At 74.2% G+C, this 24,791-nt stretch carries 17 protein-coding genes; 7 read left to right on the top strand and 10 right to left on the bottom strand.

What is annotated here, in order from left to right; all coding sequences use genetic code 11:
- The first annotated feature begins 9 nt into the window (after nucleotides 1–9).
- On the top strand, nucleotides 10–1,026 hold the full coding sequence (locus ACEZDG_RS22450) for an endonuclease/exonuclease/phosphatase family protein (RefSeq protein ID WP_380512405.1): 1,017 nt from the start codon (nucleotides 10–12) through the stop codon (nucleotides 1,024–1,026).
- Nucleotides 1,027–1,048: 22 nt separating this feature from the next.
- On the opposite strand, the gene ACEZDG_RS22445 is transcribed toward ACEZDG_RS22450, so the two are convergent.
- From ACEZDG_RS22445 to ACEZDG_RS22430, 4 genes are all read right to left on the bottom strand, one after another.
- Entirely contained in the window at nucleotides 1,049–2,233 is a 1,185-nt protein-coding gene (locus ACEZDG_RS22445) for a PP2C family protein-serine/threonine phosphatase (RefSeq protein WP_380512404.1), read from the bottom strand.
- A gap of 187 nt (nucleotides 2,234–2,420) precedes the next feature.
- Entirely contained in the window at nucleotides 2,421–5,801 is a 3,381-nt protein-coding gene (locus ACEZDG_RS22440) for a UvrD-helicase domain-containing protein (protein ID WP_380512402.1), read from the bottom strand.
- 62 nt (nucleotides 5,802–5,863) lie between these two features.
- Complete coding sequence (locus ACEZDG_RS22435) at nucleotides 5,864–9,277, bottom strand: ATP-dependent helicase (RefSeq protein ID WP_380512400.1); 3,414 nt, start codon at nucleotides 9,275–9,277, stop codon at nucleotides 5,864–5,866.
- 135 nt (nucleotides 9,278–9,412) lie between these two features.
- On the bottom strand, nucleotides 9,413–9,796 hold the full coding sequence (locus ACEZDG_RS22430) for an MGMT family protein (RefSeq protein WP_380512399.1): 384 nt from the start codon (nucleotides 9,794–9,796) through the stop codon (nucleotides 9,413–9,415).
- Nucleotides 9,797–10,034: 238 nt separating this feature from the next.
- On the opposite strand from ACEZDG_RS22430, the gene ACEZDG_RS22425 reads away from it, so the two are divergent.
- Entirely contained in the window at nucleotides 10,035–12,680 is a 2,646-nt protein-coding gene (locus ACEZDG_RS22425; protein WP_380512397.1) for a flippase-like domain-containing protein, read from the top strand.
- Nucleotides 12,681–12,735: 55 nt separating this feature from the next.
- Here the strand turns inward: ACEZDG_RS22425 and moeZ are convergent, their stop codons facing one another.
- The 4 genes from moeZ to ACEZDG_RS22405 form a co-directional block, all read right to left on the bottom strand.
- The gene (gene moeZ, locus ACEZDG_RS22420; protein WP_380512395.1) at nucleotides 12,736–13,914 is read right to left on the bottom strand and encodes an adenylyltransferase/sulfurtransferase MoeZ; all 1,179 of its coding nucleotides are present in this window, start codon (nucleotides 13,912–13,914) and stop codon (nucleotides 12,736–12,738) included.
- Nucleotides 13,915–14,054: 140 nt separating this feature from the next.
- A complete protein-coding gene (locus ACEZDG_RS22415) occupies nucleotides 14,055–14,969 on the bottom strand; it encodes an NAD-dependent epimerase/dehydratase family protein (protein WP_380512394.1) in 915 nt (304 codons plus the stop codon).
- 98 nt (nucleotides 14,970–15,067) lie between these two features.
- Nucleotides 15,068–16,147 carry a hypothetical protein gene (locus tag ACEZDG_RS22410; RefSeq protein WP_380512392.1) on the bottom strand — a complete coding sequence of 360 codons (1,080 nt, stop codon included), beginning with the start codon at nucleotides 16,145–16,147 and terminating at the stop codon, nucleotides 15,068–15,070.
- Complete coding sequence (locus ACEZDG_RS22405; protein WP_380512390.1) at nucleotides 16,144–17,982, bottom strand: DUF3492 domain-containing protein; 1,839 nt, start codon at nucleotides 17,980–17,982, stop codon at nucleotides 16,144–16,146. The genes ACEZDG_RS22410 and ACEZDG_RS22405 overlap by 4 nt, the downstream gene beginning before the upstream one ends.
- Before the next feature lie 313 nt (nucleotides 17,983–18,295).
- On the opposite strand from ACEZDG_RS22405, the gene ACEZDG_RS22400 reads away from it, so the two are divergent.
- Nucleotides 18,296–18,757, top strand: a complete 462-nt coding sequence (locus ACEZDG_RS22400) for a hypothetical protein (protein ID WP_380512388.1) — start codon at nucleotides 18,296–18,298, stop codon at nucleotides 18,755–18,757.
- On the opposite strand, the gene ACEZDG_RS22395 is transcribed toward ACEZDG_RS22400, so the two are convergent.
- Entirely contained in the window at nucleotides 18,748–19,710 is a 963-nt protein-coding gene (locus tag ACEZDG_RS22395; RefSeq protein ID WP_380512386.1) for an alpha/beta fold hydrolase, read from the bottom strand. The genes ACEZDG_RS22400 and ACEZDG_RS22395 overlap by 10 nt on opposite strands.
- Nucleotides 19,711–19,941: 231 nt before the next feature.
- Between ACEZDG_RS22395 and ACEZDG_RS22390 the strand changes: the two genes are divergently transcribed.
- The 3 genes from ACEZDG_RS22390 to ACEZDG_RS22380 all read left to right on the top strand — a co-directional run bounded on the left by ACEZDG_RS22390 (nucleotide 19,942) and on the right by ACEZDG_RS22380 (nucleotide 21,456).
- Entirely contained in the window at nucleotides 19,942–20,601 is a 660-nt protein-coding gene (locus ACEZDG_RS22390; RefSeq protein ID WP_380512384.1) for a TetR/AcrR family transcriptional regulator, read from the top strand.
- Nucleotides 20,602–20,708: 107 nt separating this feature from the next.
- A complete protein-coding gene (locus ACEZDG_RS22385) occupies nucleotides 20,709–20,936 on the top strand; it encodes a DUF3107 domain-containing protein (RefSeq protein WP_380512382.1) in 228 nt (75 codons plus the stop codon).
- Between the two features lie 241 nt (nucleotides 20,937–21,177).
- Entirely contained in the window at nucleotides 21,178–21,456 is a 279-nt protein-coding gene (locus tag ACEZDG_RS22380) for a hypothetical protein (protein WP_380512380.1), read from the top strand.
- A gap of 2 nt (nucleotides 21,457–21,458) precedes the next feature.
- Here ACEZDG_RS22380 and ACEZDG_RS22375 read toward each other — a convergent pair whose 3' ends face one another.
- Nucleotides 21,459–22,178, bottom strand: coding sequence for a ferritin-like fold-containing protein (locus ACEZDG_RS22375; protein WP_380512378.1), 720 nt, complete (start codon nucleotides 22,176–22,178; stop codon nucleotides 21,459–21,461).
- A 372-nt stretch (nucleotides 22,179–22,550) separates the two neighbouring features.
- Here ACEZDG_RS22375 and ACEZDG_RS22370 point away from each other — a divergent pair, with 372 nt between their 5' ends.
- Nucleotides 22,551–24,785: a DEAD/DEAH box helicase gene (locus tag ACEZDG_RS22370; RefSeq protein ID WP_380512376.1), complete on the top strand. Its 2,235-nt coding sequence runs from the start codon at nucleotides 22,551–22,553 to the stop codon at nucleotides 24,783–24,785.
- Nucleotides 24,786–24,791 lie beyond the last annotated feature (6 nt).

Here is a 24,791-nt window from a genome sequence, read left to right as displayed (position 1 = left end):
GTTCGGGGGGTGAGCCAACTCCGCATCGCGACCTTCAACCTGCTGCACGGGCAGCCGCTCGGCCCGGACGGCAGTCCGCTCCCCTACCCCGCCGACCCGGCCGCCCCGCTCGCCGAGGCGGTCGCCGCACTCGACGCGGACGTCCTGGCGATGCAGGAGGTCGACCGCTACCAGGAGCGTTCCGGCCTGGTCGACCAGACCGCGGTCGCCGCCAAGGCGCTCGGGGCCGACGACTGGCGCTTCGCCGCCGCCCTGCACGGCCGGCCCGCCCCCGGCGCGGGCTGGATCCCCGAGCCCGGCGTCCCCGGCTTCCAGGTGTACGGCCCGGACGAGATCGGCACCCGGGCCGAACTGCCCTCCTACGGCACCGCACTGATCACCCGGCTGCCGGTGCGGCAGTGGCGCACCCGGCGGTTCGCGCCGGCGCCGTTCGGACTGCCGCTGAAGGTCGCCGGACGGCGCGGGCTCACCCCCGTACCGGACGAGCCCAGAGCCGCGGTCGCCGCCGTGCTGGAGGGCCCCAGCGGCCCGTTCACCGTGGTCGCGGCGCACCTGTCGTTCGTGCCCGGCTGGAACATGGGCCAGCTGGCCGGGATCCGCCGCTGGATCGCCGACCTGCCCGCCCCGTACCTGCTGCTCGGGGACTTCAATCTGATCGGCCCGGTGCCGCGGACCGTCCTCGGCGGAGCCGCGCTGGTGGACGGGCTGGGCCCGGAGCGCTGGCGCGGGATCCCGCACGGACGGGAGGCGCGTGAGGCCCGGCGCGAGCGGCGCAGGCTGCGGGCGCGCCGGGGCGTGCACCTGCGGCCCCGCCCGGCGGCCCAGCGGGCCCAGCTGCCGCAGCGGGCGCTGCTGCAGGGCTGGCGGGATCTGGCCAGGACCCCCACCTATCCCGCGCACCGCCCCTCGGTGCAGTTCGACCATGTGCTGGCGGTCGGTGTGCCGCGCAGCGCGGTGCTCGGCACCGGGACCCCGGTGCTGGGGGTGTCCGACCACCGTCCGCTGGTGGTCGAGGTGGACCTCTGACGCTCCAGCGGGTGACGCGGCGTCAGTGCGGTCGGCCGATCGGGCTGCGGCGGGGGTGGCCGATGAAGCCGAACCGCCCGTCGCCGTTGCGGAACGGCACCGACGGCGGGGGGCCTAGACCCGCCGGGCAGTCCGCCGCCTCCCCGGCAGGGCGCGGCAGCAGCGGCGCGTACTGCAGCAGCAGCATCGCGGCGTCGTCGCCGAGCTGGCGGCCGACATGGCGGCGCACGTCCTGGTGCAGCCGGTCCAGCAGTTGGGCCGGATCGTCGCTGGTGGCGCAGTCGGGAAGGCGCTCGGCCAGCGGGTAGAAGCCGCCCCAGCGGTCGCGGGCCTCGATCACCCCGTCGGTGAACAGCAGCATCCGGTCGCCGTCCTGCAGCGGCAGTTCCAGCACCGGCGGGGCGACCTCGTCCGGTTCGAGCACCCCGAGCGGGGGCACCGGCCAGGCCGGGTCCAGCGCCTGGACCGGCCGGCCGCCGCGCAGCAGCAGCGGGGACGGGTGGCCGCAGTTGACGATCTCCGCCACCCGGTCCGGACGAACGCTGACCAGGGCCAGGGTGACGAACTCCTCCTCGGTGCCCTCGTGGTCGTTCTCGTGCAGGGCCCGGTGCAGGCTGTCGGCGAGCCAGCCGGCCACCCGGTCCAGCTGCGGCTCCTGGTGCGCGGCCTCGCGGAAGGCGCCGAGGACCGCGGCGGCCGTCTCCACCGCGCCGAGGCCCTTGCCGCGCACATCGCCGATCACCGCGCGGACGCCGTAGCGGGTCTGCACCACCTCGTAGAGGTCGCCGCCGATCCTGGCGTGCGCCGCCGCGGCGGCGTAGTGCACCGCCGTGCGCACCGGGCCGATCCTGGCCGGGATCGAGCGCAGCAGCACCCGCTGGGCCACCTCGGACACCAGCCGGGCGTCGGCGAGGGCCTTCTGCTGCCGGTTGCGCAGCAGCACGCTGGTCGCGCCGATCACGGTGATCAGGACGATGGCGAAGACGCTGGCCGAGTGGACCGACTCGCCCAGGGTGTCGTCGTAGGCGGCGAGGCCGAAGGCGGCCCCCACGGTGACCGCGCCGACGGCGAGCGGGTACCAGGTCCGGCTGGTGACGACGGCGGCGAGCGCGGGCCCGGCGGTCAGCGCGGGCTCGAAGGTCACATCGGGGTTGCCGCTGGAGTGGTCGAGGGCGAGGACCAGGGCGATGCCCAGAAAGGGCAGCACCCATATGACGCGGCTCCAACTGGTCGGACGACGGAACCTTCCGGCAACACTCAACGTGGTTTCTCCTGCGGGCGCTGTGCTGAAAGTGGGCAGGACCGGCTGTTTCTGGGCAGTTCTCCCAAGAGGCCGAAGTTGACTGGTTACTGACTCCACATTAGGCACGAAAAGGACATGCTGCACAGTCCTTTCACATATCTTCCGTGGCCCCTACACCCATGGACAGCCCATTCGGAGTAATGCCGGTCACCAGTCGCTCCAGTTCCTCCCGTCCCGGCAATGAATCCGGCCGCACCACGTCTCCGCTGCGTACATAGAGGAAAGCCGCCGAAACCCGGTCCAGCGGAACCCCGGCCGACTCGGCCCAGGCCAGCCGGTAGACCGCGAGTTGGAGCGGGTCCGCGGTCTGCTGACGGTTGGTCTTCCAGTCCACCACCTCGAACCCGCCGTCCCCGGAATCGCCGTCCCCGGTGCGGTAGACCGCGTCGATCCGGCCACGCACCACCCGGCCGCCCAGCAGCAGTTGGAACGGCGCCTCCACCCGGTACGGGGTGAGCGAGGCGTAGGGGGTGCGCAGAAACGCCTCCTTGAGCCGGGCCAGATCCCGTTCGTCCTCGATCCCGTCGTCCTCGGCGCCGGGCAGTTCGTCCTCGCCGAGCAGCATCAGCGGCTCGAACCTGGCCTCCACCCAGGCGTGGAAGCGGGTGCCGCGGCGGGCCGCGGGCTGCGGCGGACGCGGCATCGGCCGGGCCAGCTCCCGGGCGAAGCCCTCCGGGTCGGCGGCCAGCCGGAGCACCTGCGAAGCGGTCAGCGAGGCCGGCAGCGGCACGTCCCTGACCGTACGGCGGGCGCGCAGCAGCTCGCCGGAGAGGGCCTCCAGGTCACGGTCCCAGGAGGCGACCGTGCGGGCGTCCTCGGGGATCAGCGGCGGCGGGCCGTCGTCGGCCCCGTCGTACGCCTCGTCGTAGGGCCCCTCGTCCCAGAGGTCGTCCGGCGGCGGCTCCTCGTCCAGCGGCTCGGACGGCTCGGACGAGGCAGGCGGCTCCGACGACGACGGCAGCGGCGCCGCGGCGGCCGCGGCGAGGCCGGCCAGGACCCGCGTGCCGGCCTCGCGGCGAGCGGCCTGCGCCGCCGGGTCCAGCGGCAGCGGCCAGACCTGGTCCGCGGTGCGGGCCAGCGAGGGGTTCTCCGCGCCCTCCGCCGGCGGCTCCGCCCAGGCCTCGATCTCGCCGCCCACCCCGCTCTCGCAGTACTCGCGCAGTTCCTGCAGGAAGGAGGACGGCCCGCGCGGGCGCTTCTGCGAGGGCCCCCACCAGTGCCCGGAGGCCAGCAGCAGATCGCGGGGCCGGGTGAAGGCGACGTAGCCGAGCCGCAGTTCCTCGGTGGCGGCGTGCTCCTTCATCTCGGCGGTGAAGGCCTTCATCCCGACGCTGGTCCACGGCGGCGTCCCGGGCAGGGTCTCCCCGTCGCCGCGCAGCGCGTGCGGCAGCGCCTCGGGGCGGCTGGTCCAGCGCTCGCGGCCCTTCTCGCCCGGGAACACCCCCTTGACCAGGCCGGGCACCGCGACCACGTCCCACTCCAGTCCCTTGGACTTGTGCGCGGTGAGCACCTTCACCGTGTCGTCGCCGCCGGGGAGGGTGTTGTCCAGGCCCCGGTCGAACTCCTGGGCCGCCCGCAGGAAGCCGAGGAAGGCGGACAGCGAGGGGTCCCCGTCCAGGTCGGCGAATCCGGCCGCGACATCCAGGAAGGCGTGCAGGGTCTCCTTCCGCCGGGCGGCCAGGGCGTGCGGGGAGGCCGAGAGCTCGACTTCCAGGCCGGTCACCGCGAGCACCCGGTGCAGCACGTCCATCAGCGGCTCGGCGAGGGCCCGGCGCAGCTCCCGTATCTCGGCGGCGAGGCGGGCGAAGCGGGCCCTTGCCTCGTCGGAGAAGGGCAGCTCCGGCCCACCGGCCGGGTCCGGGTACAGAAAGGTCTCCAGCGCGTCGGCGAGCGAGACCACCTCGGTCGGGTCGGTGCCCGCGACGGCCCCGGCCAGCCGGTCCTGGTCGTCCCCGCCCCGGCCGACCCGGACCAGGTCGGCGGCACGGCGGCCGAGCAGCGCCAGGTCGCGCGGGCCGATCCGCCAGCGCGGGCCCACCAGCAGCCGCACCAGCGCCGCGTTGGCGGTCGGGTCCTGCAGCACCTCGCAGGTGGAGACCAGGTCGGCGACCTCGGGCAGGTTCAGCAGCCCGGACAGGCCGACCACCTCCACCGGGACGTCCCTGGCCACCAGCGCGGCATGGATGTCGGGGAACAGCTCGCGCCCGGCCCGGCAGAGCACCGCGATCCGGCCCGGCGGCGTCCCGGTGCGGACCAGGTGGGCGATGGAGTCGGCGAGCCAGGCCACCTCCTGGTCGTAGCTGTCCAGCAGGGCGCAGCGGAGGAAGCCGTCCCGTTCCGCGCCCGGGGCCGGGCGCAGGGCCGCCACGCCCTCGTGCATCTCCCGGAGCGGCGCCGCCAGGCGGTTGGCGAACTCCAGCAGCCGCCCGCCGCTGCGGCGGTTCTCACTGAGCGAGTAGCGGGCCGCGTCGGCGCCGTCGGCGGCCGGGAAGTGCCGGGGGAAGTCGTCCAGGTTGGCCACCGAGGCGCCGCGCCAGCCGTAGATCGCCTGGCAGGGGTCGCCGACGGCGGTGACCGGATGGCCACCGGAGTAGTGCTGGCTCTGACCGAACAGCCCGGCGAGCAGCAGCCGCTGGGCCACCGAGGTGTCCTGGTACTCGTCAAGCAGCACCACCCGGAACTGCTCCCGGAGCAGTCGGCCCACCTCGGGGCTGCCCTGGGCCAGCCGGGCGCAGGCGGCGATCTGGTCGCCGAAGTCCATCAGCCCCGCCTCCTGCTTGCGGCGGCGGTAGCGGCGGACCAGGTCGGTGAGCTCCAGCCGGGCAGCCGCCGCCTGCGGGACCTTGCGCAGCTCGTCATTGCTGAGTTTGGCCCGGGCCAGCTCGGCGATCAGGCCGGTGTCGAAGGCCTGCAGCCGGTCGGGCTCGACCAGGTGCTCGGCCAGCTCCCCGTCCAGGGTCAGCAGCTCGGCGATCAGCGTGGAGAATCCGCTGGTCAGCGCCGGGTACGGGCCCGGGGCGGCGCGCAGCACCCGGGCCGCCAGCTGGTAGCGGGTGGCGTCGGCGAGCAGCCGCACATCCGGTTCCAGGCCGATCCGCAGCCCGTGGTCCTTGAGCAGTCGCCCGGCGAAGGCGTGGTAGGTGGAGATCTCCGGCTCGCCGAGCACGTCCTCCGCCGTCAGCGGGTCGAGGTCGACCACCCCGGCCTGCACCAGCGCCCGGCGCACCCGCTCGGCCAGCTCCCCGGCCGCCTTGTTGGTGAAGGTCAGCCCCAGCACCTGCTCCGGCCGTACCTGCCCGGTGCCGACCAGCCAGACCACCCGGGCCGCCATCACCGTGGTCTTCCCCGAACCCGCGCCGGCCACGATCACCGCGGGCGCCAACGGCGCGGTGATCGCGCCGAGCTGCTCCTCGGTGAAGGGGATGCCGAGGAGCAGCCTGAGCTGGTCGGGGTGGGTGATGGCAGGACTCACCCCTGGAACGCTAGCGGTCGGCACCGACAGCCGCCGACCGGATCCCCGGCCCGACCGCTCCGTCACTCCACGACCTGGCGGCCCTCCGGGTGGCCGGTGCAGCTGCGGCGGAAGGAGCAGTGGTCGCAGCCGGGGCCGACGGTCGGGGTGAAGCGCTCGTTGACGATGCGGTCGGCGGCCTCGGCGAGCAGGCCCTCGATCCAGGCCGGGTCCTCCCGCAGCGAGGGCTGGGACTGCACCTTGGGCCGGTCCTCCTTGCCCTTGCCGGCCACCTGCCGCAGCTGCACCAGCTCCGCGCCGCCCGGCTCGGGGTGCTCGCCCTCGAACGCCTCCAGGCCGTCCACCGCGCCCTCGTCCACCGCCAGCTGGTAGACCCCGAGTTGAGGGTGTGTCAGCAGGTCGGGTCCGGAGACCGTGCGCTTGCCGGTCTTGAAGTCGACCACGAAGGCCGCGCCGGTCGCGGTGTCCTTCTCGACCCGGTCCATGCTGCCGCGGATCCGGACCAGGTGGTCGCCGACCTTCAGCTCCACCTCGAAGGGGTGCTCGGTGGCCACCGGGATCCGGCCGCGCTCGCTCGCGTGCCAGGTCAGGAAGCGCTCCAGGGCGGCCCTGGCCTCGCCCTTCTCCTGCTCGGACTTCCACGGCGCGTCGAAGGCCAGCGCGTCCCAGACCGTGTCGAGCCGCTCCATCAGCACCCCGAGGTCGGCCGGGGTCCGCCCGGAGCCGACCTCCTCGGCCAGCACATGCACCACATTGCCGAAGCCCTGCGCCCCGCTGGACGCCTGCTCCGCGTGCACCTCGCGGCCGAGGAACCACTGCAGGCCGCAGGAGTTGACCGACTCCAGCGCGCTGCCGGACAGCTGCAGCGGCTGCTCCGGGTCGCGGACCGGGACGGTGTTCACGGTCGGATCGGCCATCCCCCACCAGCGCTGCGGATGCGCCGAGGGCACCAGCGGGAAGCCGTCGTCGTCGGTCAGCGCCGCCAGCCGGACCAGCCGCTGGGCCGCCGCCTCGCGCAGCTCGGGGGTCCGGCTCAGGTCCACCGTGGCCGCCCGCAGCTCGGCGACCAGCGCGGCCACCGCGAGCGGACGGCGCGGACGGTGGGTCACGTCCTCGACCGTCACCTCGGGGACCCGGCTGCCGTCCTTGCCCTCCCGGTAGAGCTCGCGGAGGAAGCGGGAGGGCTCGTCCCCGTCCTCGGCCGGGGCCTTCACCGCGGTGACGATCAGCCGCTCCTTGGCCCGGGTCACCGCGACGTAGAACAGCCGGCGCTCCTCGCCCAGCAGCGCGCCGGGGCTGAGCGGCTCGGCCAGGCCGTCCCGGCCGATCCGGTCCGCCTCCAGCAGCGAGCCGCGACGGCGCAGGTCGGGCCACAGGCCCTCCTGCACCCCGGCGACCACCACCAGCCGCCACTCCAGGCCCTTGGAGCGGTGCGCGGTGAGCAGCCGCACCGCGTCCGGGCGGACCGTGCGTCCGGACAGGGTGTCCGCGGCGATGTCCTGCTGCTCCAGCTCGGCCAGGAAGTTGAGCGCGCCGCGCGGGCCCTTCACCCGCTCCTCGGCCCGGGCCGCCGTCTCGAACAGGGCGCAGACCGCGTCCAGGTCGCGGTCGGCGTTGCGCCCGCCGCTGCCGGGGCGCAGCGCCGCGGTCTCCAGCCGGCGGCGCCAGCGCTCGGAGCCGTCCCAGAGCGCCCACAGCGCCTCCTCGGCGGAGGCACCGCCGGCGATCATCTCGCGGACCTTGCGCAGCAGCTGGCCCAGGTGCAGCGCCCGCCCGGCGAACGAGCGGTCCAGGGTGACCAGCCGCTCCGGCTCGGCCAGCGCCTCCCGGATCAGCACCTCGCCCGGCCGGACGGTACGGGTCGGCCCGGCCTCGGCGAGCTCCGGCCCGGGCCGCAGCGCCGCCCGCTCCTCCTCGCGCAGCGCGCGGCCGAGGCGGCGCAGGTCGGCGCCGTCCAGGCCGCCGAGCGGGCCGGTGAGCAGGGTGTGCGCCACCTCGGTGGTCAGCGGGTCCTGCCCGTACGGTTCCACGTCGGACGGGTGTTCCGGGTCGGGGGCCGCCTCCCGGTCGGCGCCGGTACGGTGCCGGTCCCGGACCGCGCCGACCGCGCACACCCGGAGCGCGGCCAGCAGCGGCGCGACCGCCGGCTCGGCGTGCAGCGGCAGGTCGTCGCCGTCGATCTCCAGCGGCACCCCGGCCGAGCTCAGCGCCCGCCGCACGCCGGGGATCGACCGGCCGCCGGCCCGGACCAGCACCGCCATCTCGCTCCACGGCACGCCGTCCTCCAGATGCGCGCGGCGCAGCAGGTCGGCGATGTTGTCCAGCTCGGATCCCGGCGTCGGGTAGGTGTAGACCTCGACCCGGCCTCCCTTCCCGCTGGGGATCAGCCTGCGGTGCTGCTCCAGCGCCGCGGCCGGGAGCCGTCCCATCGGCATCCGCTGGGTGACCGTACGGGTCGCCGCGAGCAGCAGCTCGCCGGAGCGGCGGGACACCCGCAGCACCCGGATCGCCGCCGGGCGGCCGTCCGCCTGCGGGAAGTCCCGGGGGAAGTCGAGGATGCCGTTGATGTCCGCGCCCCGGAAGGCGTAGATCGACTGGTCCGGGTCGCCGACCACGACCAGCTCCCGGCCGTCCCCGGCCAGCGCGCGCAGCAGCCGGACCTGGGCCGGGTCGGTGTCCTGGTACTCGTCGACGTAGACCACCCGGTACTGCCGCCGCAGCTGCTCGCGGACCTCGGGCCGTTCGGCCAGCAGCACCGCGCGGTGCACCAGCTCGGAGTAGTCCAGCACGCCCTGGGCGTCCAGCACGTCCAGGTACTGGGCCAGGAACTCGGCGGCGGCGTGCCAGTCCGGGCGGCCGACGCCCTCGGCGAAGCGGCGCAGCGCGTCCTCGCCGAGGCCCAGCTCACGGGCCCGGGCCAGCACCGCGCGGACCTCGTCGGCGAAGCCGCGGGTGGTCAGGCAGGCCCGCAGCTCGTCCGGCCAGCGGATGCCGAAGCCGCTGCGGGCGTCCTCCGCGCCGCCGGCCAGCAGTTCGCGGACCATCACGTCCTGCTCGGGCCCGGACAGCAGCCGGATCGGGTCGGCGAACAGCTCGGCGTCCTGGTGCGCCCGGACCAGGGCGTAGCAGAAGGAGTGGAACGTGGTGGCCTGCGGCACACCGCCCGCGCCCCCGACGCCCCCGGCCCCGCTGCGCGCGGTCATCCGGTCCCGCAGCTCCACGGCTGCCTTGCGGCTGAAGGTCAGCACCAGGATCTCCTCCGGCCCGACCCCCTCGGCGATCCGCTGGGTGACCGCCTCCACCAGCGTGGTGGTCTTCCCGGTTCCGGGCCCGGCCAGGACCAGCAGCGGGCCGCCCCGGTGCTCCACGACCGCCTGCTGGAAGGCGTCGAGCACGGGGGGCGCTGGGGTCGCGAGCGGGTCGCGCACCAGACGGTACGCGCCCCCGCGCACGGTGGTGGCGGGCTGCGGATTCATGGGGCCGGTCCAGGGGAGGTACAGGGACACGCAGGGGGTGAACGGGATCTCAGGTGCCTCCCGCTACCGCGAGCCTACGATCCTCCCCGTTTATCACCCTGTTGTCCCCCGTTCCCTGCAATCACCCCGACCCCGTCACCGGCCGTCCCAGCGGGCCCTGGCCAGGTCCACCCGGGGCAGGTCCTCGGCCGCCGCCGAGCCCCGGGCCGGACCCCGGCCGCGCACGCTCCGCAACGGGGTGCCCTCGATCCGGTACTGCTCCAGCGCCCGCAGCTCATGGCCCGGCAGCAGCGCGCCGTCCGCCCGCACCACCCGCCACCAGGGCACCGACCCGCCGTACAGCGCCATCACCCGGCCGACCTGGCGCGGGCCGCCCTGCTCCAGGAACTCGGCGACGTCACCGTAGGTCATCACCAGCCCGGCGGGGATCCGCTCCGTCAGTTCCAGCACCAGTTCGGCGAACGGCGGCAGCCCGCCCGGTTCCACGTCCGACCCGTCGTCATCACTCACCCGAGGCATTGTGTCCCACCCCACCGACACCAGGGGCTCCGGACGCCGAGGGACACCGACGGACACCGACACGTACGGACGGCACTGTCCAGGAACCTCCTCGCTCACCCGGGCGGAGGAATGTAGCATCCGGCCAGGACCCGCACAGGAACTCCACCGCACCGGAGCACCGCGGTCCGACACGCGTCCCCCACCCATGCCACCCTTGAAGGGTCGGTGACAGGCAACCAGAAGGCACACATTTCAGATGACCGGATCAAGCGCGAGCGCCGACCAGGCAGCGGACGCCTCCGGAGCCATGCCCGACGCCGTGTCCGACGACAGCCTGCGGCGACTGAACGACGAGGCCGCGGCGCTCACCACGGTCGACCTGGTCAAGCAGCCCGGATCCACCCTGCCGGCCGAGACCCGGGCCAGTTCCCACGTCTCGGTGGACGAGCCGCTGCTCGCCGCCCGGGTGCACCGCCCGGCCGACCTGATCCGCTTCCTGCTCGGCATCCTCGGCATCGCCGCCGTCTTCGTGCTGGCCAGCATCGCCACCTCCACCACCAGCGGCCTGCAGCTCGACATCGCCAGCGGGGTCACCAAGGTCCCCGACTTCCTGACCACCCTGACCGGGGTGGTCTCCACCGCCGCCGTGCTGATCGTGCCGCTGGCCTTCGCGGTGGAGCGGCTGGTCAAGCGGGACGGCCTGCGGGTCGCGGACGGGGTGCTGGCGGCGGTGCTGGCGCACGGCATCTCGCTGGCGGTCGACCTCTGGGTGGTGAAGTCGGCCCCCGAGTCGATCACGGCGGCGCTGACCGTGCCGATCCTCGGCACCACCTCGGTCACCGACCCGGTGCACGGCTACCTGACCCCGGTCATCGCCTATATGACCGCGGTGGGCATGGCCAGCCGCCCGCGCTGGCGGGTGGCGCTGTGGAGCGTGGTGCTGCTGGACAGCCTCTCCGAGCTGATCAGCGGCCACACCACCCCGCTGTCCATTGCAGCAACGATCCTGCTGGGCCTCAGCGTCGCCTACGGCACCCTCTACGCCGTCGGCACCCCGAACGTCCGCCCCACCGGTGAACACCTGCTGGCGGGGCTGCGAAAGGTCGGCTTCGCCCCGCTCAGCGCGCACCGCTCCTCGGACGGCCCCGAGGGCACCCGCCGCTATCTGGTGATCCAGGACTCGGCCTCGCCGCTGGACGTGCACGTCATCGACCGGGAGCAGCAGGCCACCGGCTTCTTCTACCGGCTCTGGCGACGGCTCCAGCTGCGCACCGTTGCCGTCCGCTCCAGCCCGCAGTCGCTGCGGCAGGCCCTGGAGCAGGAGGCCCTGATCGCCTACGCCGCCAACGCGGCCGGCGCGCACTCCCCCAAGCTGATCGCCACCTCGGAGCTGGGCCCCGACGCGGTGATCCTGGTCTACGAGCGGGTCGAGGGCCGCTCGCTGGAGGCCGCCGACGACGCCGAGCTGACCGACTCCGCGCTGGCCGACGCCTGGGCCTCGGTGAGGGCCCTGCACGACCGCAGGATCGCGCACCGCCGGCTCACCGCCGAATCCCTGCTGGTCACCAATACCGGCGGAATCTGCCTGATCAACCTGGCCGGCGGCGACATCGCCTCCGGCGAGCTGACCCTGCGGATGGACCTGGCGCAGATGCTGACCACGCTGGCGCTGCGGGTCGGCCCGGAGCGGGCCGTCGCCTCGGCCAACGCCGTGCTCGGCTCCGCCCGCACGGCCAGCGCGCTGCCGCTGCTGCAGCCGGTCGGGCTGCACCGCTCCACCCGGATCGCCCTGAAGCACCACAACCGGGACCGCAAGGCCGAGGTGGCCGCGGCCCGCGAGGAGCAGATCAAGTCCGGGGTCAAGGTCGAGGACGCGCTGGCGGACGTGCCCGACGCCGAGGACTTCCTCGGGCAGATCCGGGAGCAGATCCTGGAAGTGGTCCCCGAGGCCCCGGTGCACCCGGCCCGGCTGCAGCGGCTCAAGCCGAAGACCCTGATCACCGTCATCGCCGGCGCCTTCGCCGCGTACCTGCTGCTCGGCCAGCTGATCGCCAACAACCCGGTCACCGCGCTCTCCCACGCCAACTGGATCTGGGTGCTGGTGGCGCTGGCGGCCTCGGTGCTCAGCTATGTGGGCGCGGCGATGAGCCTGACCGGGTTCGTGCCGGAACGCCTGCCCTTCTGGCGCACCTTCATGGCGCAGGTGGCCGGATCCTTCGTCAAGCTGGTGGCCCCGGCCGCGGTCGGCGGGGTGGCGCTGAACGCCCGCTTCCTGCAGCGGGCCGGCATCCGCTCCGGCCAGGCGGTGGCCAGCGTGGGCGCGTCGCAGCTGGTCGGACTCGGGATGCACATCCTGCTGCTGCTGGGCTTCGGTTTCATCGCCGGCGGGACCGGCAACAACTCCGACATCCCCTCGTCCCGGTCGGTCATCGCCGGTCTGCTGATCGCGGCCGTGCTGGTGCTGGTGGCCGCCGCGATCCCGCCGCTGCGGCGCTGGCTCACCTCGCACGTCCGCAGCCTGTTCCTGGGCGTGGTCCCGCGGATGCTGGACCTGGTGCGCTCACCGGTCAAGCTGGCCACCGGGTTCGGCGGGATCATCCTGGTCTCGCTGGCCTTCGTGGCCTGCCTGGACGCCAGCATCCGCGCCTTCGGCGGCTCGCTGCCCTTCGCCACCATCGCGGTGATCTACCTGACCGGCAACGCGGCCGGCTCCGCGGTACCGGTGCCCGGCGGCATCGGCACCATCGACGCGGCGCTGATCACCCTGCTCAGCACGCTGGGCGGACTGCCCGGCACGGTGGCGGCGCCCGCGGTCATCGTGTTCCGGCTGATGACCTTCTGGCTCCCGGTCTTCCCCGGCTGGATCGCCTTCAGCTTCCTCCAGCGCAAGCAGGCGCTGTAGCACGCACGAAGGGCCCCGCCGTCCGGCGGGGCCCTTCGTCTTTGCTGCGGCCGGACTAGTACGTCGGCTTGGCCGGCTCGATCTGGTTGACCCAGCCGATGACGCCGCCGCCGACGTGCACCGCGTCCGAGAAGCCGGCCGAGTGCAGCACCGCCAGCACCTCGGCCGAGCGCACCCCGGTCTTGCAGTGCAGCACGATCTTCTTGTCCTGCGGCATCCGCTCCAGCGCGTCGCCCATCAGGAACTCGCCCTTGGGGATCAGCACCGCGCCCGGGATGTTGACGATCTCGTACTCGCCGGGCTCGCGGACGTCGATGAGGAAGATGTCCTCGTTGTCGTCCTGCCACTGCTTGAGCTGCTTGGGCGTGATGGTGGAGCCGATGGCCGCTTCCTGGGCCTCCTCGCTGACGACGCCGCAGAAGGCCTCGTAGTCGATCAGGTCGGTGACCGTCGGGTTCTCGCCGCAGAGCGCGCAGTCGGGGTCCTTGCGGACCTTGACCTGGCGGTACTGCATCTCCAGGGCGTCGTAGATCATCAGTCGGCCGACCAGCGGCTCGCCGATCCCGGTGAGCAGCTTGATGGCCTCGGTGACCTGGATCGAGCCGATCGAAGCGCAGAGCACACCGAGCACGCCGCCCTCGGCGCAGGACGGCACCATGCCGGCCGGCGGGGCCTCGGGGTAGAGGCAGCGGTAGCAGGGGCCGTGCTCGGCCCAGAACACGCTGGCCTGGCCGTCGAAGCGGTAGATCGAGCCCCAGACATAGGGCTTGCCGAGCAGCACCGCGGCGTCGTTCACCAGGTAGCGGGTGGCGAAGTTGTCGGTGCCGTCGAGGATCAGGTCGTACTGCGCGAAGATCTCCTTGACGTTGTCCACGTCCAGGCGGGTCTCGTGCAGGATGACGTTGACGTAGGGGTTGATCTCCAGGACCGAGTCGCGGGCCGACTCGGCCTTGGACCGGTCGATGTCGGACTGGCCGTGGATGATCTGGCGCTGGAGGTTGGACTCGTCGACGGTGTCGAACTCGACGATGCCGAGGGTGCCGACACCCGCCGCGGCGAGGTACATCAGCGCGGGAGAGCCGAGGCCGCCGGCGCCCACGCAGAGCACCTTGGCGTTCTTCAACCGCTTCTGCCCGGCCATCCCGACGTCCGGGATGATCAGGTGGCGGGAGTACCTGCGGACCTCGTCCACGGTGAGCTCAGCGGCCGGCTCGACCAGGGGTGGCAGCGACACGGGGGACTCCGGTGATCGGGTTTCTGTACGGTTCTCCGGCCAACAGTGCCACGCCCGCCGCTATTCCAGCCCCTCCGGTCCGAGGTACGAGACGGCTGGTGAGACGGGCGGGCACCACCGGAACCACGGGTCGCACCGGGTCACACCCGGCAGGCGGTCTCCATCCAGATGTCCGCGAGGGACTCCTCCAGCGGGACCCGGGGCCGCCAGCCAAGACGCTCCCGCGCGGTGCGGATGTCCGCCTGCCGCCACAGCACCTCGCCGGGACGCTCGGTCCCGCCGTCCGCGCCGGGGATCGGGCTGCGGGTCTCCTCCATCAGCCGTCCGTCGAAGCCCGAGGCACGGACCAGCAGGTGCGCCGCGTCGCGCATCCTGACCCCGTTGCCGCCGCCGATGTTGATCACCCCGGTGGCCGCGGACACCGCCGCCGCCTGCACCGCCCTGGCCACGTCGCGGACGTCCACGAAGTCGCGGAAGGCCGACAGGTCGGCCGAGCGGACCTGCGGTTCGCCCCGCTCCAGCGCCCGGCGCAGGCTCTCCGAGAGCCGGCCGAACAGCGATCCCGCGGGCACCCCGGGGCCGACCGCGTCGAAGATCCGCAGCACCACCGCGTCCAGGCCCGACGACAGCGCCAGTTCGGTCCCGGCCAGCTTGGTGACGCCGTAGGGGCCGAGCGGACGGGGCTCCGAGGCCTCCGCCGTGGAGGTCCCGATCGGCACCGGGCCGTACTCGGCGGCCGAGCCGACATGGACCAGCCTGGCCGGGTCGTGGCTGCGCCGGATCGCCTCGCAGACCGTGGCGACCGCCTGGGTGTTGGCCCGCACCAGGTCGCGCGGGCTGCCGTAGGTGGCCCCGGCGCAGTTCACCACCACCCGCGGCATCACCGCGTCCAGGAACCTGGCCAGCGCCCCCGGGCTGCCGGCGGCGAGGTCGAAGCGGATGTCGGCGGTGTCCCGCCGGCCGAGCACGGTCACCTGCAGCTCGGAGTCGGCGAAAAGGCGGTCGGCAACACGGCGGCCGATGAATCCATCGGCGCCCAGCAGCAGCACCCTCATGGTGCGGTCCTTCCTTGAGCGGGCCAGTGAACGACCCGCGATGTACAGAGGGAGTGGAAAAGGGTGTGGGGACAAAAAGGGGTGGGGGTAAGGGGGGTTCAGTCGGGGGGCGTCGCCCGGTGGGATCCGGGACGGCGCAGCACCGCCCAGGCGTAGGGCAGCAGCAGCGCCGCGGTGGTCCCGAAGCCCCAGAGCAGCGCGCTGCCGAGGGCGGGGTCGCCTGCCTGCTGCCAGGGCGCCCCGGCGCCGACCGCGGCCGCCGCCACACCCACCGCGGCCGGGGTGCAGAGCAGCGCGGCCAGCGCGTCCTGCCGGCGTCCGCAGCGCCAGAGCAGCAGCACCAGCAGCAGCACCGCCCCGGCGCACTCCTGCGCGGCCCAGGCGGTGCCGTCCGCCCCGGCCACCGCCGCGGCGAGGCCGCCGTCGGCGCCGCGTCCGCGCTGCAGGGCCAGTGCGGCGAAGGTCAGCGCCGACAGGGCGGTGAGGTGCAGGGCGAGGGCGACCGGAAGCACCGGCCGCATCCGTTCTCGGAACTCGGCCTGCGAACGGGCCGCGCCCAGGTGGCCCCAGCCGATGTGCCGGAACCAGCGGGCGCACCACTCGGCCGACCCGACCGAGCAGGCCAGCGCGGCGGCGACCGGGAGGCTCGCGCCGCCGGTCACGCTCAGCCCGAGCAGCACGGCCGTGCCCAGCGCGAAGCCGAACCTGGCCGGGAACGGGTGGCCCCGGCCCGAACTGCCGGCCGCGACCAGGGCCAGCAGCCCGACCACGGTCAGCTCGACGCCGAACCCGCGCTGCGCGCCGCCGGTCGCCCGGGCCAGCCAGAGGGCGGCGCAGGGCAGCAGAAAGAACAGCCCGATCCCCAGCGCCGGGACGGCACGGCGGCGCCAGGGGCTCTCCGGCGGCGGCGTGCGCGGCCCGGAGCCGCGGCGCGGCACCCGGGCGTAGAGCTCCTCGGCCAGCGAGAAGACATCGGCGTGCCGGTAGCGCCCGGCGGTGCCGGGGCCGATGCCCGCCGCCTCCAGCTCGGCGGCGATCTCCAGCGGGTGCACCGCTGCCTCGCAGAGCGGGAGGTGACGGACCAGCAGATCGTGCACCGGGTCCGCGGTCGGCGGCGGCGGTTGCGACGGCTGGGGTACGGGGGGAGCGGGCGGGGCCGCGCCGCGGCTCCCGCTCATCCGGCACCCGCCTCCTCGGCGACCGCCCCGACCGGAACCGCCGTCCGCACCGGCTCCGCTCTGAGCGGCTCAACCCTGAGCGGCTCAACCCTGAGCGGCTCGGTCCTGAGCTGCTCGGTCCTGAGCTGCTCCGGGCCGGCCGTGTCGGTCCGCCGCAGCTCGGCGCCGAGCTGTCCGCGCTGCGGCGAGGTCCGGTGCAGGTCGGCGAGCCGGACCGGCCCGCGCCGGGGCGCCACCGCGGCCTCCGCCGCCACCCAGGCCTCGGCGGTTCGGCCGAAGGGCCGCCGCGCCGAGGACCCGCCCCGGGCCGGCTCCGGCTGCGGCCAGCGGGAGACCAGCTCCAGGTAGAGCCCGCGGAAGGCCCCGGCCGAGGGCTCGACCGCGTACAGTTCCCGGGCCCGCAGCCGGCCGGCGTTGCCGAGCCTGGCCCGCCGCTCCTCGTCCCCGAGCAGCGCGGCGCAGGCCGTGGCCAGCGCCCGCGGGTCGCTCGCCGGGACCAGCAGCCCGGTCGGGCCGACCACCTCCCTGGCCGCGCCGACGTCGGTGGCGACCACCGGGCGTCCGCTCAGCATCGCCTCGGCGATCAGCCGGGGCGCGGCCCCCCGGGTGCCCGAGAAGACGATCACGCTGCCGCGCTCGTGCACCGCCCCTGGCCGCTCGGCGCGGCCGGACGGGTCCGTCGCTTCGAAGACCACTGCCTCCGGCTCCTCGGGGAACAGCTTTCCGACCAGCTCACGGCAGTGCCGCAGATAGGGCTCGGCCCCGGTCGGAGCCGAACCGTGCACCCGGAGCAGGGCCGCGGGGTGGCTCTCCCGCAGCTCGGCGAGGGCCCGCAGCATGGTCTCCAGACCGCCGTACGGATCGATCGGCCCGTTCCAGACCAGCGTCGGCACCTCGGGCTCGGCCCCGGCGGCGGGACGTTCGGCCTCCGCGGTGCCCTCGTAGACGACCCGGACGGTCGCCGGATCCGCGCCGCAGTGGATCTGCCAGCGCTGGTCGTAGGAACTGCCGGGCGTGATCAGCCCGGCCTGCTGGTACGCCTCGCGGGCGAGCAGCCGGAAGAAGGTGAGCAGCAGCGCCCGGACCGGTCGCCGGTACGGCGCGTCGCGGTAGCCGCGAGCGCGTTCGCGCAGGTGGAGGCTGTGCTCGGTGATGATCAGGGGTATTCCGTAGAAGTGCTTGGCCAGCAGGCCGGGCAGCGCCGCCGGGCCCCCGCCGACGGCGTGGCAGAGGTCGACCGCGGCGAGGCCGGCCGGAGCGGCGGCCCGCCCCGGCAGCCGGCCGGGCGACCACCAGTGGTCACGGCCGGGGTCCTGCTCCGTGCCGTACCAGGGGGCGGAGAGGGCGCGCAGATTCCACGCCAGCAGGTCGGCCGCCACCAGCACATCCCTGACCTGCGGTTCCACCGCCGCGCCGGATCCGGCGGCACCGATCGCCCCCGGCGCCTGCCAACTGCTTTCCAGGATCCGTAACGCCGCGCCGGACCGCAGCAGCGCGGGCAGGCCGCCGCCGCGCCCGGCGTCGGCCAGCGCGTACAGGGCCGGGCCGAACTCGGTCCCCGCTCCGGGCACCACCAGCGAGCGGATCAGGGCCCGGTAGGCCCGCAGCGCCCGGCGGCGGGCCCGGCCGTGCAGCACGGCGGCGACCGGGGTGCTCGGCAGCAGCGCGGAGATCCGGTCCGGAAGCGGTTCGGGCCTGGCCTCGCGCCGGGAGGCCCCCAGGGCGTACATCTCGAACTCGTGCTCGGGAAGTCCTCGGGTGAGCCGGTCGCACCAGCCGCCTTCGGCACTCTCGGCAGTGGGGAAGCCACTCTCGGTGAGCAATGCGATGCGCATGGAGACCTCCAGGAGCCGTAGAACGATGGTTGGGTGGGGGCGGAGCCGACGATGTGCTGTGTGCGGTCGCTTCCGACCGGCACTCCCCCGACGTCTGTTCGGCCCGACGGGACGAAACTACGTGCAGGGACTGACACCCACTCGACCATCCGGCCGCATGCCACCCGAAGGAGTGAACCCCCGGAACCCCCGGCTTGCTGCGGCGTTGTGCTTGCCCACGGCCCTCGCCGCCGCCCTCGCCGTCGTCCTGCCCGCGGCGCGGCCCCCGGTGACCCCGGCGCCCCTCGCTCGTTGGCTGCTGCAGGAGGTGCCCATGGCCCGCACACCCGCCCGGTCGCCCTGGGCCGCGCTGGCCCTGCTCTGCCTCGGCCCCCTGGTCGGCGGCTGCACCGCGGCGACACCGTGGCCGCCGGTGCCGCCGCCCGGCGCGGGGGCCCGCACCACCCCGGCCCCGGCCCCAACCCCGGCCGCCGGCCCGTCCTTCGTCCTGCCGACCGAGGCGCCCCCGGTGCTCACCCTGGCGGTCGCCGGCTCCACCGCCGACCCCGCCGCCGGGCCCGCGACCGGGCCCCCGGTCCCCGCGCCGCACACCACCACGCGCCGTCCCGCCCCCGGTAGCGCCGGGGTCCGCGGCGGGCGGCACCCCCGGGCGCTCCCCGCACCGGCCCCGAAGCCGCCGCACCGCCGGGCAACCCCCTGTGACCTGGGCGAACAGCTCGGGCGGTGGCCCCTCGGCAGCGCCCAGGACACCGCCTGCCACGCCGTCTACGGCTGAGCGGCCACCCGCGCCACCCCCGCCAGCAGCTCCCGGAACTGGCCCGCGACCAGTTCGGGGTACTCCATCATCGCCACGTGCCCGGCCTCCGGCAGGACCAGCAGCCGGGAGTCCCGGAAGGCGAGCCCGGCCCGCCTGGCCATCCGGTACGAGACCAGCTTGTCCCGCAGCCCGTACACCAGCAGCACCGGCGCGGTGACCTGCTCCGCCTGCCGCCACAGCGTCTGCGGCCCGCGCTCGGTGTAGGCCCTGACGATTCCGCGCGCGGTCCTGGCCAGCACGTCCATGGTGTACGGCAGTGCCATCCGGCGCTGGTACTCGTCCACCAGCTGCCTCCGCCGCTCGGCGTCGATCTGGCCCGGATCGCCGTAGCAGAGGTCGAGCAGGCCCTCGGTCTGCTGCTCCACCGGCTGGTTCCGGGTCAGCCGGGTGAAGGCGGCCGGGATGCCGGGCACCGCCAGCAGTCCGGTCGGCAGCGCCGTGCGCTGCGGCGGCAGTTCCGGCAGGGCCGGCGAGATCAGGGTGAGCGTCCGGACCAGGTCCGGGCGCAGCGCGGCCAGCCTGGTCGCCACCGCGCCGCCCAGCGAGTTGCCGAACAGGTGCACCGGGCCGCGTCCGGCCAGCTCCAGGTAGTCGACGACGGCCCGCATGTGCGCGGTGACCGAGAGGTCGGCGTCGTCCGGCGGCGGGGACTGGCCGAAGCCGGGCAGGTCGACCGCGTGCCCGTCGACGTCCCCGGCCAGGCGTTCCATCAGCAGCGCCCAGTTCTGGGTGGAGCCGCCGAGGCCGTGCACGAAGACGGCGGGCGGCAGCCCGGCCCGCTCCGGCGGCATCGCGGCGATGTGCAGGTCGCATCCCGGTACCGCCAGGTCCCGCAGGCCCGGTGCGTCCGCTCCGGCCGGGATCTCGTCCGGGATCACTGTCTCGGGCATCTCACTCAGTCCGCTGCTCATACCCACGATGCTACGAGCGGAGGCTGCCGGAGCGGACACCGCCGAGCCACCGCGCGTCGCCGTCGAATTGCGCGATATACACCAAGAAGACAGTTAATGCTCCGACCTGTGTTGTCAGATTTCCACAACACATCGGCTGGACTTTCTTTCGGCGACCTGCGGCGCAGAGGATTACCGACAAGTAGGATGGCGGCCTAGGCATCACCCGCCCAACCGTGAGTGAGGAGCACCGTGACGGCTGTTCAGGACACGGACGAGCGCCCGCGCACAGGCAAGACCGCAACCGGTCGCCTGCCGCGGAGCGCCCGACGCAACCAGCTGCTCGGTGCCGCCGAGGAGGTGTTCGTCGCCCAGGGCTACCACGCCGCTGCCATGGACGACATCGCCGAGCGCGCCGGTGTCAGCAAGCCCGTGCTGTACCAGCACTTCCCCGGCAAGCTGGAGCTCTACCTGGCGCTGCTGGACAAGCACTGCGACGCCCTGGTCGAGGCCATCCGCACCGCGCTGGAGGCCACCACCGACAACAAGCTCCGGGTGCTGGCCACGACCGAGGCGTACTTCGCCTATGTCGCGGCCGAGTCCGGCGCGTTCCGGCTGGTCTTCGAGTCGGACCTGACCAATGAGAGCGCGGTGCGCGAGCGCGTCGAGGCGGTGACCCGGGCGACCGCGACCCTGGTCAGCAAGGTGATCGCGGAGGACACCGACCTCCCCGAGGAGGAGGCCATGCTGCTCGCCGTCGGCGTCTGCGGCCTGTGCCAGATCACCGCCCGCTTCTGGCTCGCCCAGGGCAGCAGCATTCCCAAGGACGAGGCGGTCCGGCTGGTCTCCAGCCTGTCCTGGCGCGGCCTCAAGGGCTTCCCCATGCACGGTGGCGACACGGCCGCCCACTGAAGCCGGACCGCGGCGGCTGCCGCTCGGTCTAAGGTTGGCCCCGTACGGCGCGATCATCCGCGCGTGGAAGAACAAGCAACGCCTTGAGGGGCCGGAGGGACGTAGCCGTGGAGGTCAAGATCGGCGTGCAGAACGCGGCTCGGGAGATCGTTCTCGAGAGCTCGCAGTCTGCCGATGAGGTCGAGAGCGCGGTCGCTGCCGCGCTCGACGGCAGCGCCAAGCTGCTGAAGCTCACGGACGAGCACGGCCGCAAGGTCCTGGTTCCGGCCGAGCGCCTCGCCTACGTGGAGATCGGCGAGCAGACGGCGCGCAAGGTCGGCTTCGGCGCGATCTGACGTCGTAGCAGCGCCCTTCGAAGGTGCCCCGTTCCCGCTCCGGCGGGGGCGGGGCACGTTTCGTTCCCCGGCTTCTCCCCTCGCCGCTCCCCTAGCCGACGCCCGCGCGAGTCGCACCGCAGGTCCGTCCCGCGGGTGGAATCCGGCCAGGAATCAACGCAGAACGGTACGTTCCGCATGCCCGGGGCCAACCCTGGGTACCTCCTGGAAAGGATCCGCTCAACCGGGAGGAGGCAACCTGATGCTGCTGGAACTGCTCGCGTTCGCACTGGTCGGACTGGCCGTCGGGGGCGCCGCCGCGCTGCTGCTGCCGCGGCTGTTCACCGCCCACCGCGGGATCACGGTGCTGACCGCGCTGTGCGCGGCGCTGCTGACCGGGAGTCTCGGCCACGCCGTCCTCGGCGCCGGGCACCTGTACGCGACCGTTCCGATCTCGGCCCTCGGCGCCTGCCTGCTGGTGTCGCTGCTGGCCCGCCCGGACCGCCGATCACAGGCGGTGCAGCACCCGCACCACGCCTGATCTCAGGAGGCCAGGCCCAGCACCGCCATCCGGCGGGTGTGCGCCTCGGTGATCCGGTTGAACATCTTGCCGACCTCCACCAGGTCGAACCCGCGCACCTCCACCCCGCCGACCAGCAGGTTGGACAGCGCGTCCCGCTCGGCGACGACCCGCTGGGCCTGGCTCAGCGCCTCGCCCATCAGCCGCCGGCCCCACAGCGCCAGCCGCCCGCCGATCCGCGGGTCCGCCTCGATCGCCTGCCGCACCTTCTCCACCGCGAATCCGGCGTGCCCGGTGTCGGCCATCACCCGCAGCACCAGGTCGCGGGTGTCGCTGTCCAGCCGGACCGCCACCTCGCGGTAGAAGTCGGACGCGATGGAGTCCCCGACATACGCCTTGACCAGGCTCTCCGGCCAGTCGGCCGGGGCGGTCAGCCGGTGGAACGCGTCCAGCGGCTCGGCGAAGGGCTGCATCGCCTCGGTCGGGTCCGCGCCGATCTCGGTCAGCCGGTCGCGCAGCTGCCGGAAGTGGTGGAACTCGGCGGCGGCCATGCCGGCCAGCGCCGCCTTGTCCTCCAGGCTCGGGGCCAGCTTGGCGTCCTCGGCCAGCCGCTCGAACGCGCTGAGCTCCCCGTACGCCAGCGCCCCCAGCAGGTCGAGGACGGCGGCGCGGTACTGCGGGTCGGCCGAGCAGCTGTCCCAGTCACCGATGGTGTCGCCCGGGCCGTCCTGAGGAGTCTCCATACGCGGCACTTTATCCGTCACAGTTGGCACACTGTGGTCCGCGTCAGATGTTCGATCATTCGCTTGAGGGTATGGTGGTAGTGAGGACCGGCGTATGCGCTGCCATGGCAGCCCGCCCCGGCCCTCACGAATGCGGATGCCCGGTCGGTGGAACGATCGGCTCCGACCGACCCAGCCCTTCCGATCCGGGGACGGACACACGAAGGGCCCGCAGTGGCCGAGCGAGGGCCGCCGCAGACCGCACCTTCGCGGTCCCGCGCCGGACCTCCCATCAATGGCTGTCCGCAGTGCCGCCCGCCCGCGCGTGACGAACGAGTCCGCGCGACGACGATCCGGCACGCGGGACGGCCGCGAGGTAGCCGGTTGCGGTCAATGCGCACGTACGCGACGTACGGACGCCCGGCCGCCCCCCGCCAGGCCGCACACACCGGAAGAGGCATCGCCCTGACTACGTTCCGAGAGCTCGGGATCCTTCCCGAGACCGCAGAGGCCCTCGAGGCCGTCGGCATCATCAATGCATTCCCGATCCAGGAGATGACCCTCCCGGTCGCCATGAGCGGCCATGACGTCATCGGCCAGGCCAAAACCGGCACTGGAAAGACCCTCGGCTTCGGGCTCCCCATCATCGACCGCGTGCGGGTCTCCGCCGACGTGGACGCCGGCCGCTGCACCCCCGCGGACCTGCCGTCGACGCCGCAGGCCCTGGTCGTCGTCCCGACCCGCGAGCTGTGCACCCAGGTCACCAACGACCTGCAGACGGCCGGCAAGGTCCGCAACGTCCGGGTCCTCGCCATCTACGGCGGCCGGGCCTACGAGCCGCAGGTCGAGGCGCTGCAGAAGGGCGTCGACGTGGTCGTCGGCACCCCCGGCCGACTGCTCGACCTGGCCCGGCAGCACAAGCTTGACCTCTCCGCCGTCCGCATCCTGGTGCTGGACGAGGCAGACGAGATGCTCGACCTGGGCTTCCTGCCCGACGTCGAGAAGATCATGACCATGCTGCCGACCAAGCGGCAGGCCATGCTGTTCTCGGCCACCATGCCCGGCCAGGTGATCAGCCTGGCCCGGCGCTACATGACCCAGCCGACGCACATCCGGGCCGCCGCCCCGGACGACACCGGCGCCACCGTCGCCTCGGTCAAGCAGCACGCCTTCCGGGCCCACTCCATGGACAAGGTGGAGCTGGTCTCGCGGATCCTGCAGGCCGAGGGCCACGGCCTGGCCATGATCTTCTGCCGCACCAAGCGCACCGCCGCCGACGTCTCCGAGCAGCTCACCACCCGTGGCTTCGCGGCCGGCGCGGTGCACGGCGACCTCGGCCAGGGGGCGCGCGAGCAGGCGCTGCGCGCCTTCCGCAACGGCAAGGTGGACGTGCTGGTCTGCACCGACGTGGCCGCCCGCGGCATCGACGTCGACGGTGTGACGCACGTCATCAACTACCAGTGCCCCGAGGACGAGAAGACCTACCTCCACCGCATCGGCCGGACCGGCCGCGCGGGGGCGTCCGGCACCGCCGTGACCCTGGTCGACTGGGACGACATCCCCCGCTGGGCGCTGATCAACAAGGCGCTCGAGCTGGGTCTGGCCGAGCCCGAGGAGACCTACTCGACCTCGCCGCACCTGTTCGAACTGCTGCACATCGCCCCCGGCACCAAGGGCGTGCTGCCGCGCGCCGACCGCACCCGTGCGGGCCTCGGCGCCGAGGTGATCGAGGACCTGGGCGAGCCCGGCGGACGCGCCCCCCGCGGCGCGGGCGGCCGGGACGCGCGTCCCGCAGGCCGCGCCGGACGGACCGAGGCCGGTCGCGGGGACGGTCGCCGTCCGGCGGCTGCCGCCGAGGCCCCGGCCGAGGAGCAGCGTCCGCGCCGTGAGCGCCAGCGCCGCCGCACCCGCTCCGGCGAGGGCGAGCTGCCGGCCGTGGCCACCGCGGCCGGGACGGTGGAGATCACCGCCGAGGCGCAGGCCGACACCGGTGCCGAGGAGTCGGCCCCGCGCACCCGTCGCCGCCGCCGTGGCGGTGCCGAGCGCGGCACCGCCGAGGCCCCGGTGATCGTGACCGAGGTCACTGAGGCCGCTGAGGCCGTCGACGAGGTTCCGGCCTCCGTCCCGGTCGCGGTGACCGAGACCGTCGAGCCGGCCCCGGCCCCCGCCCCGCGCACCCGCCGCCGTCGTGGCGGCGTCAGCGCCGAGGTTCCGGCCGAGACCCCGCTCGACGTCCCGGTCCAGGCCGCCGTGGCCGCCGAGGCCCCGGTGGAGACCCCGGCCGAGGCGCCCGCCCCGCGCAGCCGCCGCCGGAGCAGCCGTCCGGCCGCGACCGTGGTGGAGGCCGCCGCCACGGCGGTCGCCGTGAACAGCCAGGTCGCGGAGGCCCCGCAGGCCACCGCGCCCGCTCCGCGGACCCGGCGCCGGGCCGGCCGGCCGGAGGGTTCCGCCGTCGGCGTGCCCACCCCGGCCGAGGTCCCGGCTCCGCGCCAGCGCCGCACGGCGGTCGCGGCGACCGCCGCGCCGACCGAGGCGGGCGACGCCGTACCGCGCCGCCGCCGTCGCAGCGAGCGCCTCGCCGACGCCGCGGCGGCCACCGCCGCGGCCGAGGCCCGGGGCCTGCGTTAACCGCAG

Source organism: Streptacidiphilus alkalitolerans (genome assembly GCF_042511045.1).
In the GTDB taxonomy this organism is placed as follows: domain Bacteria; phylum Actinomycetota; class Actinomycetes; order Streptomycetales; family Streptomycetaceae; genus Streptacidiphilus; species Streptacidiphilus alkalitolerans.
Note: the sequence above shows the minus strand (reverse complement) of the source record. Positions and strands in the feature narration are given on the sequence as shown.

Coding starts and splice junctions, on each gene's coding strand:
- ACEZDG_RS22435 (WP_380512400.1), bottom strand. CDS start 9,277: ATGAATCCGCAGCCCGCCACCACCGTGCGCGGGGGCGCGTACCGTCTG.
- ACEZDG_RS22430 (WP_380512399.1), bottom strand. CDS start 9,796: ATGCCTCGGGTGAGTGATGACGACGGGTCGGACGTGGAACCGGGCGGG.
- ACEZDG_RS22425 (WP_380512397.1), top strand. CDS start 10,035: ATGACCGGATCAAGCGCGAGCGCCGACCAGGCAGCGGACGCCTCCGGA.
- ACEZDG_RS22415 (WP_380512394.1), bottom strand. CDS start 14,969: ATGAGGGTGCTGCTGCTGGGCGCCGATGGATTCATCGGCCGCCGTGTT.
- ACEZDG_RS22410 (WP_380512392.1), bottom strand. CDS start 16,147: ATGAGCGGGAGCCGCGGCGCGGCCCCGCCCGCTCCCCCCGTACCCCAG.
- ACEZDG_RS22405 (WP_380512390.1), bottom strand. CDS start 17,982: ATGCGCATCGCATTGCTCACCGAGAGTGGCTTCCCCACTGCCGAGAGT.
- ACEZDG_RS22400 (WP_380512388.1), top strand. CDS start 18,296: ATGGCCCGCACACCCGCCCGGTCGCCCTGGGCCGCGCTGGCCCTGCTC.
- ACEZDG_RS22395 (WP_380512386.1), bottom strand. CDS start 19,710: ATGAGCAGCGGACTGAGTGAGATGCCCGAGACAGTGATCCCGGACGAG.
- ACEZDG_RS22380 (WP_380512380.1), top strand. CDS start 21,178: ATGCTGCTGGAACTGCTCGCGTTCGCACTGGTCGGACTGGCCGTCGGG.
- ACEZDG_RS22375 (WP_380512378.1), bottom strand. CDS start 22,178: ATGGAGACTCCTCAGGACGGCCCGGGCGACACCATCGGTGACTGGGAC.
- ACEZDG_RS22370 (WP_380512376.1), top strand. CDS start 22,551: ATGCGCACGTACGCGACGTACGGACGCCCGGCCGCCCCCCGCCAGGCC.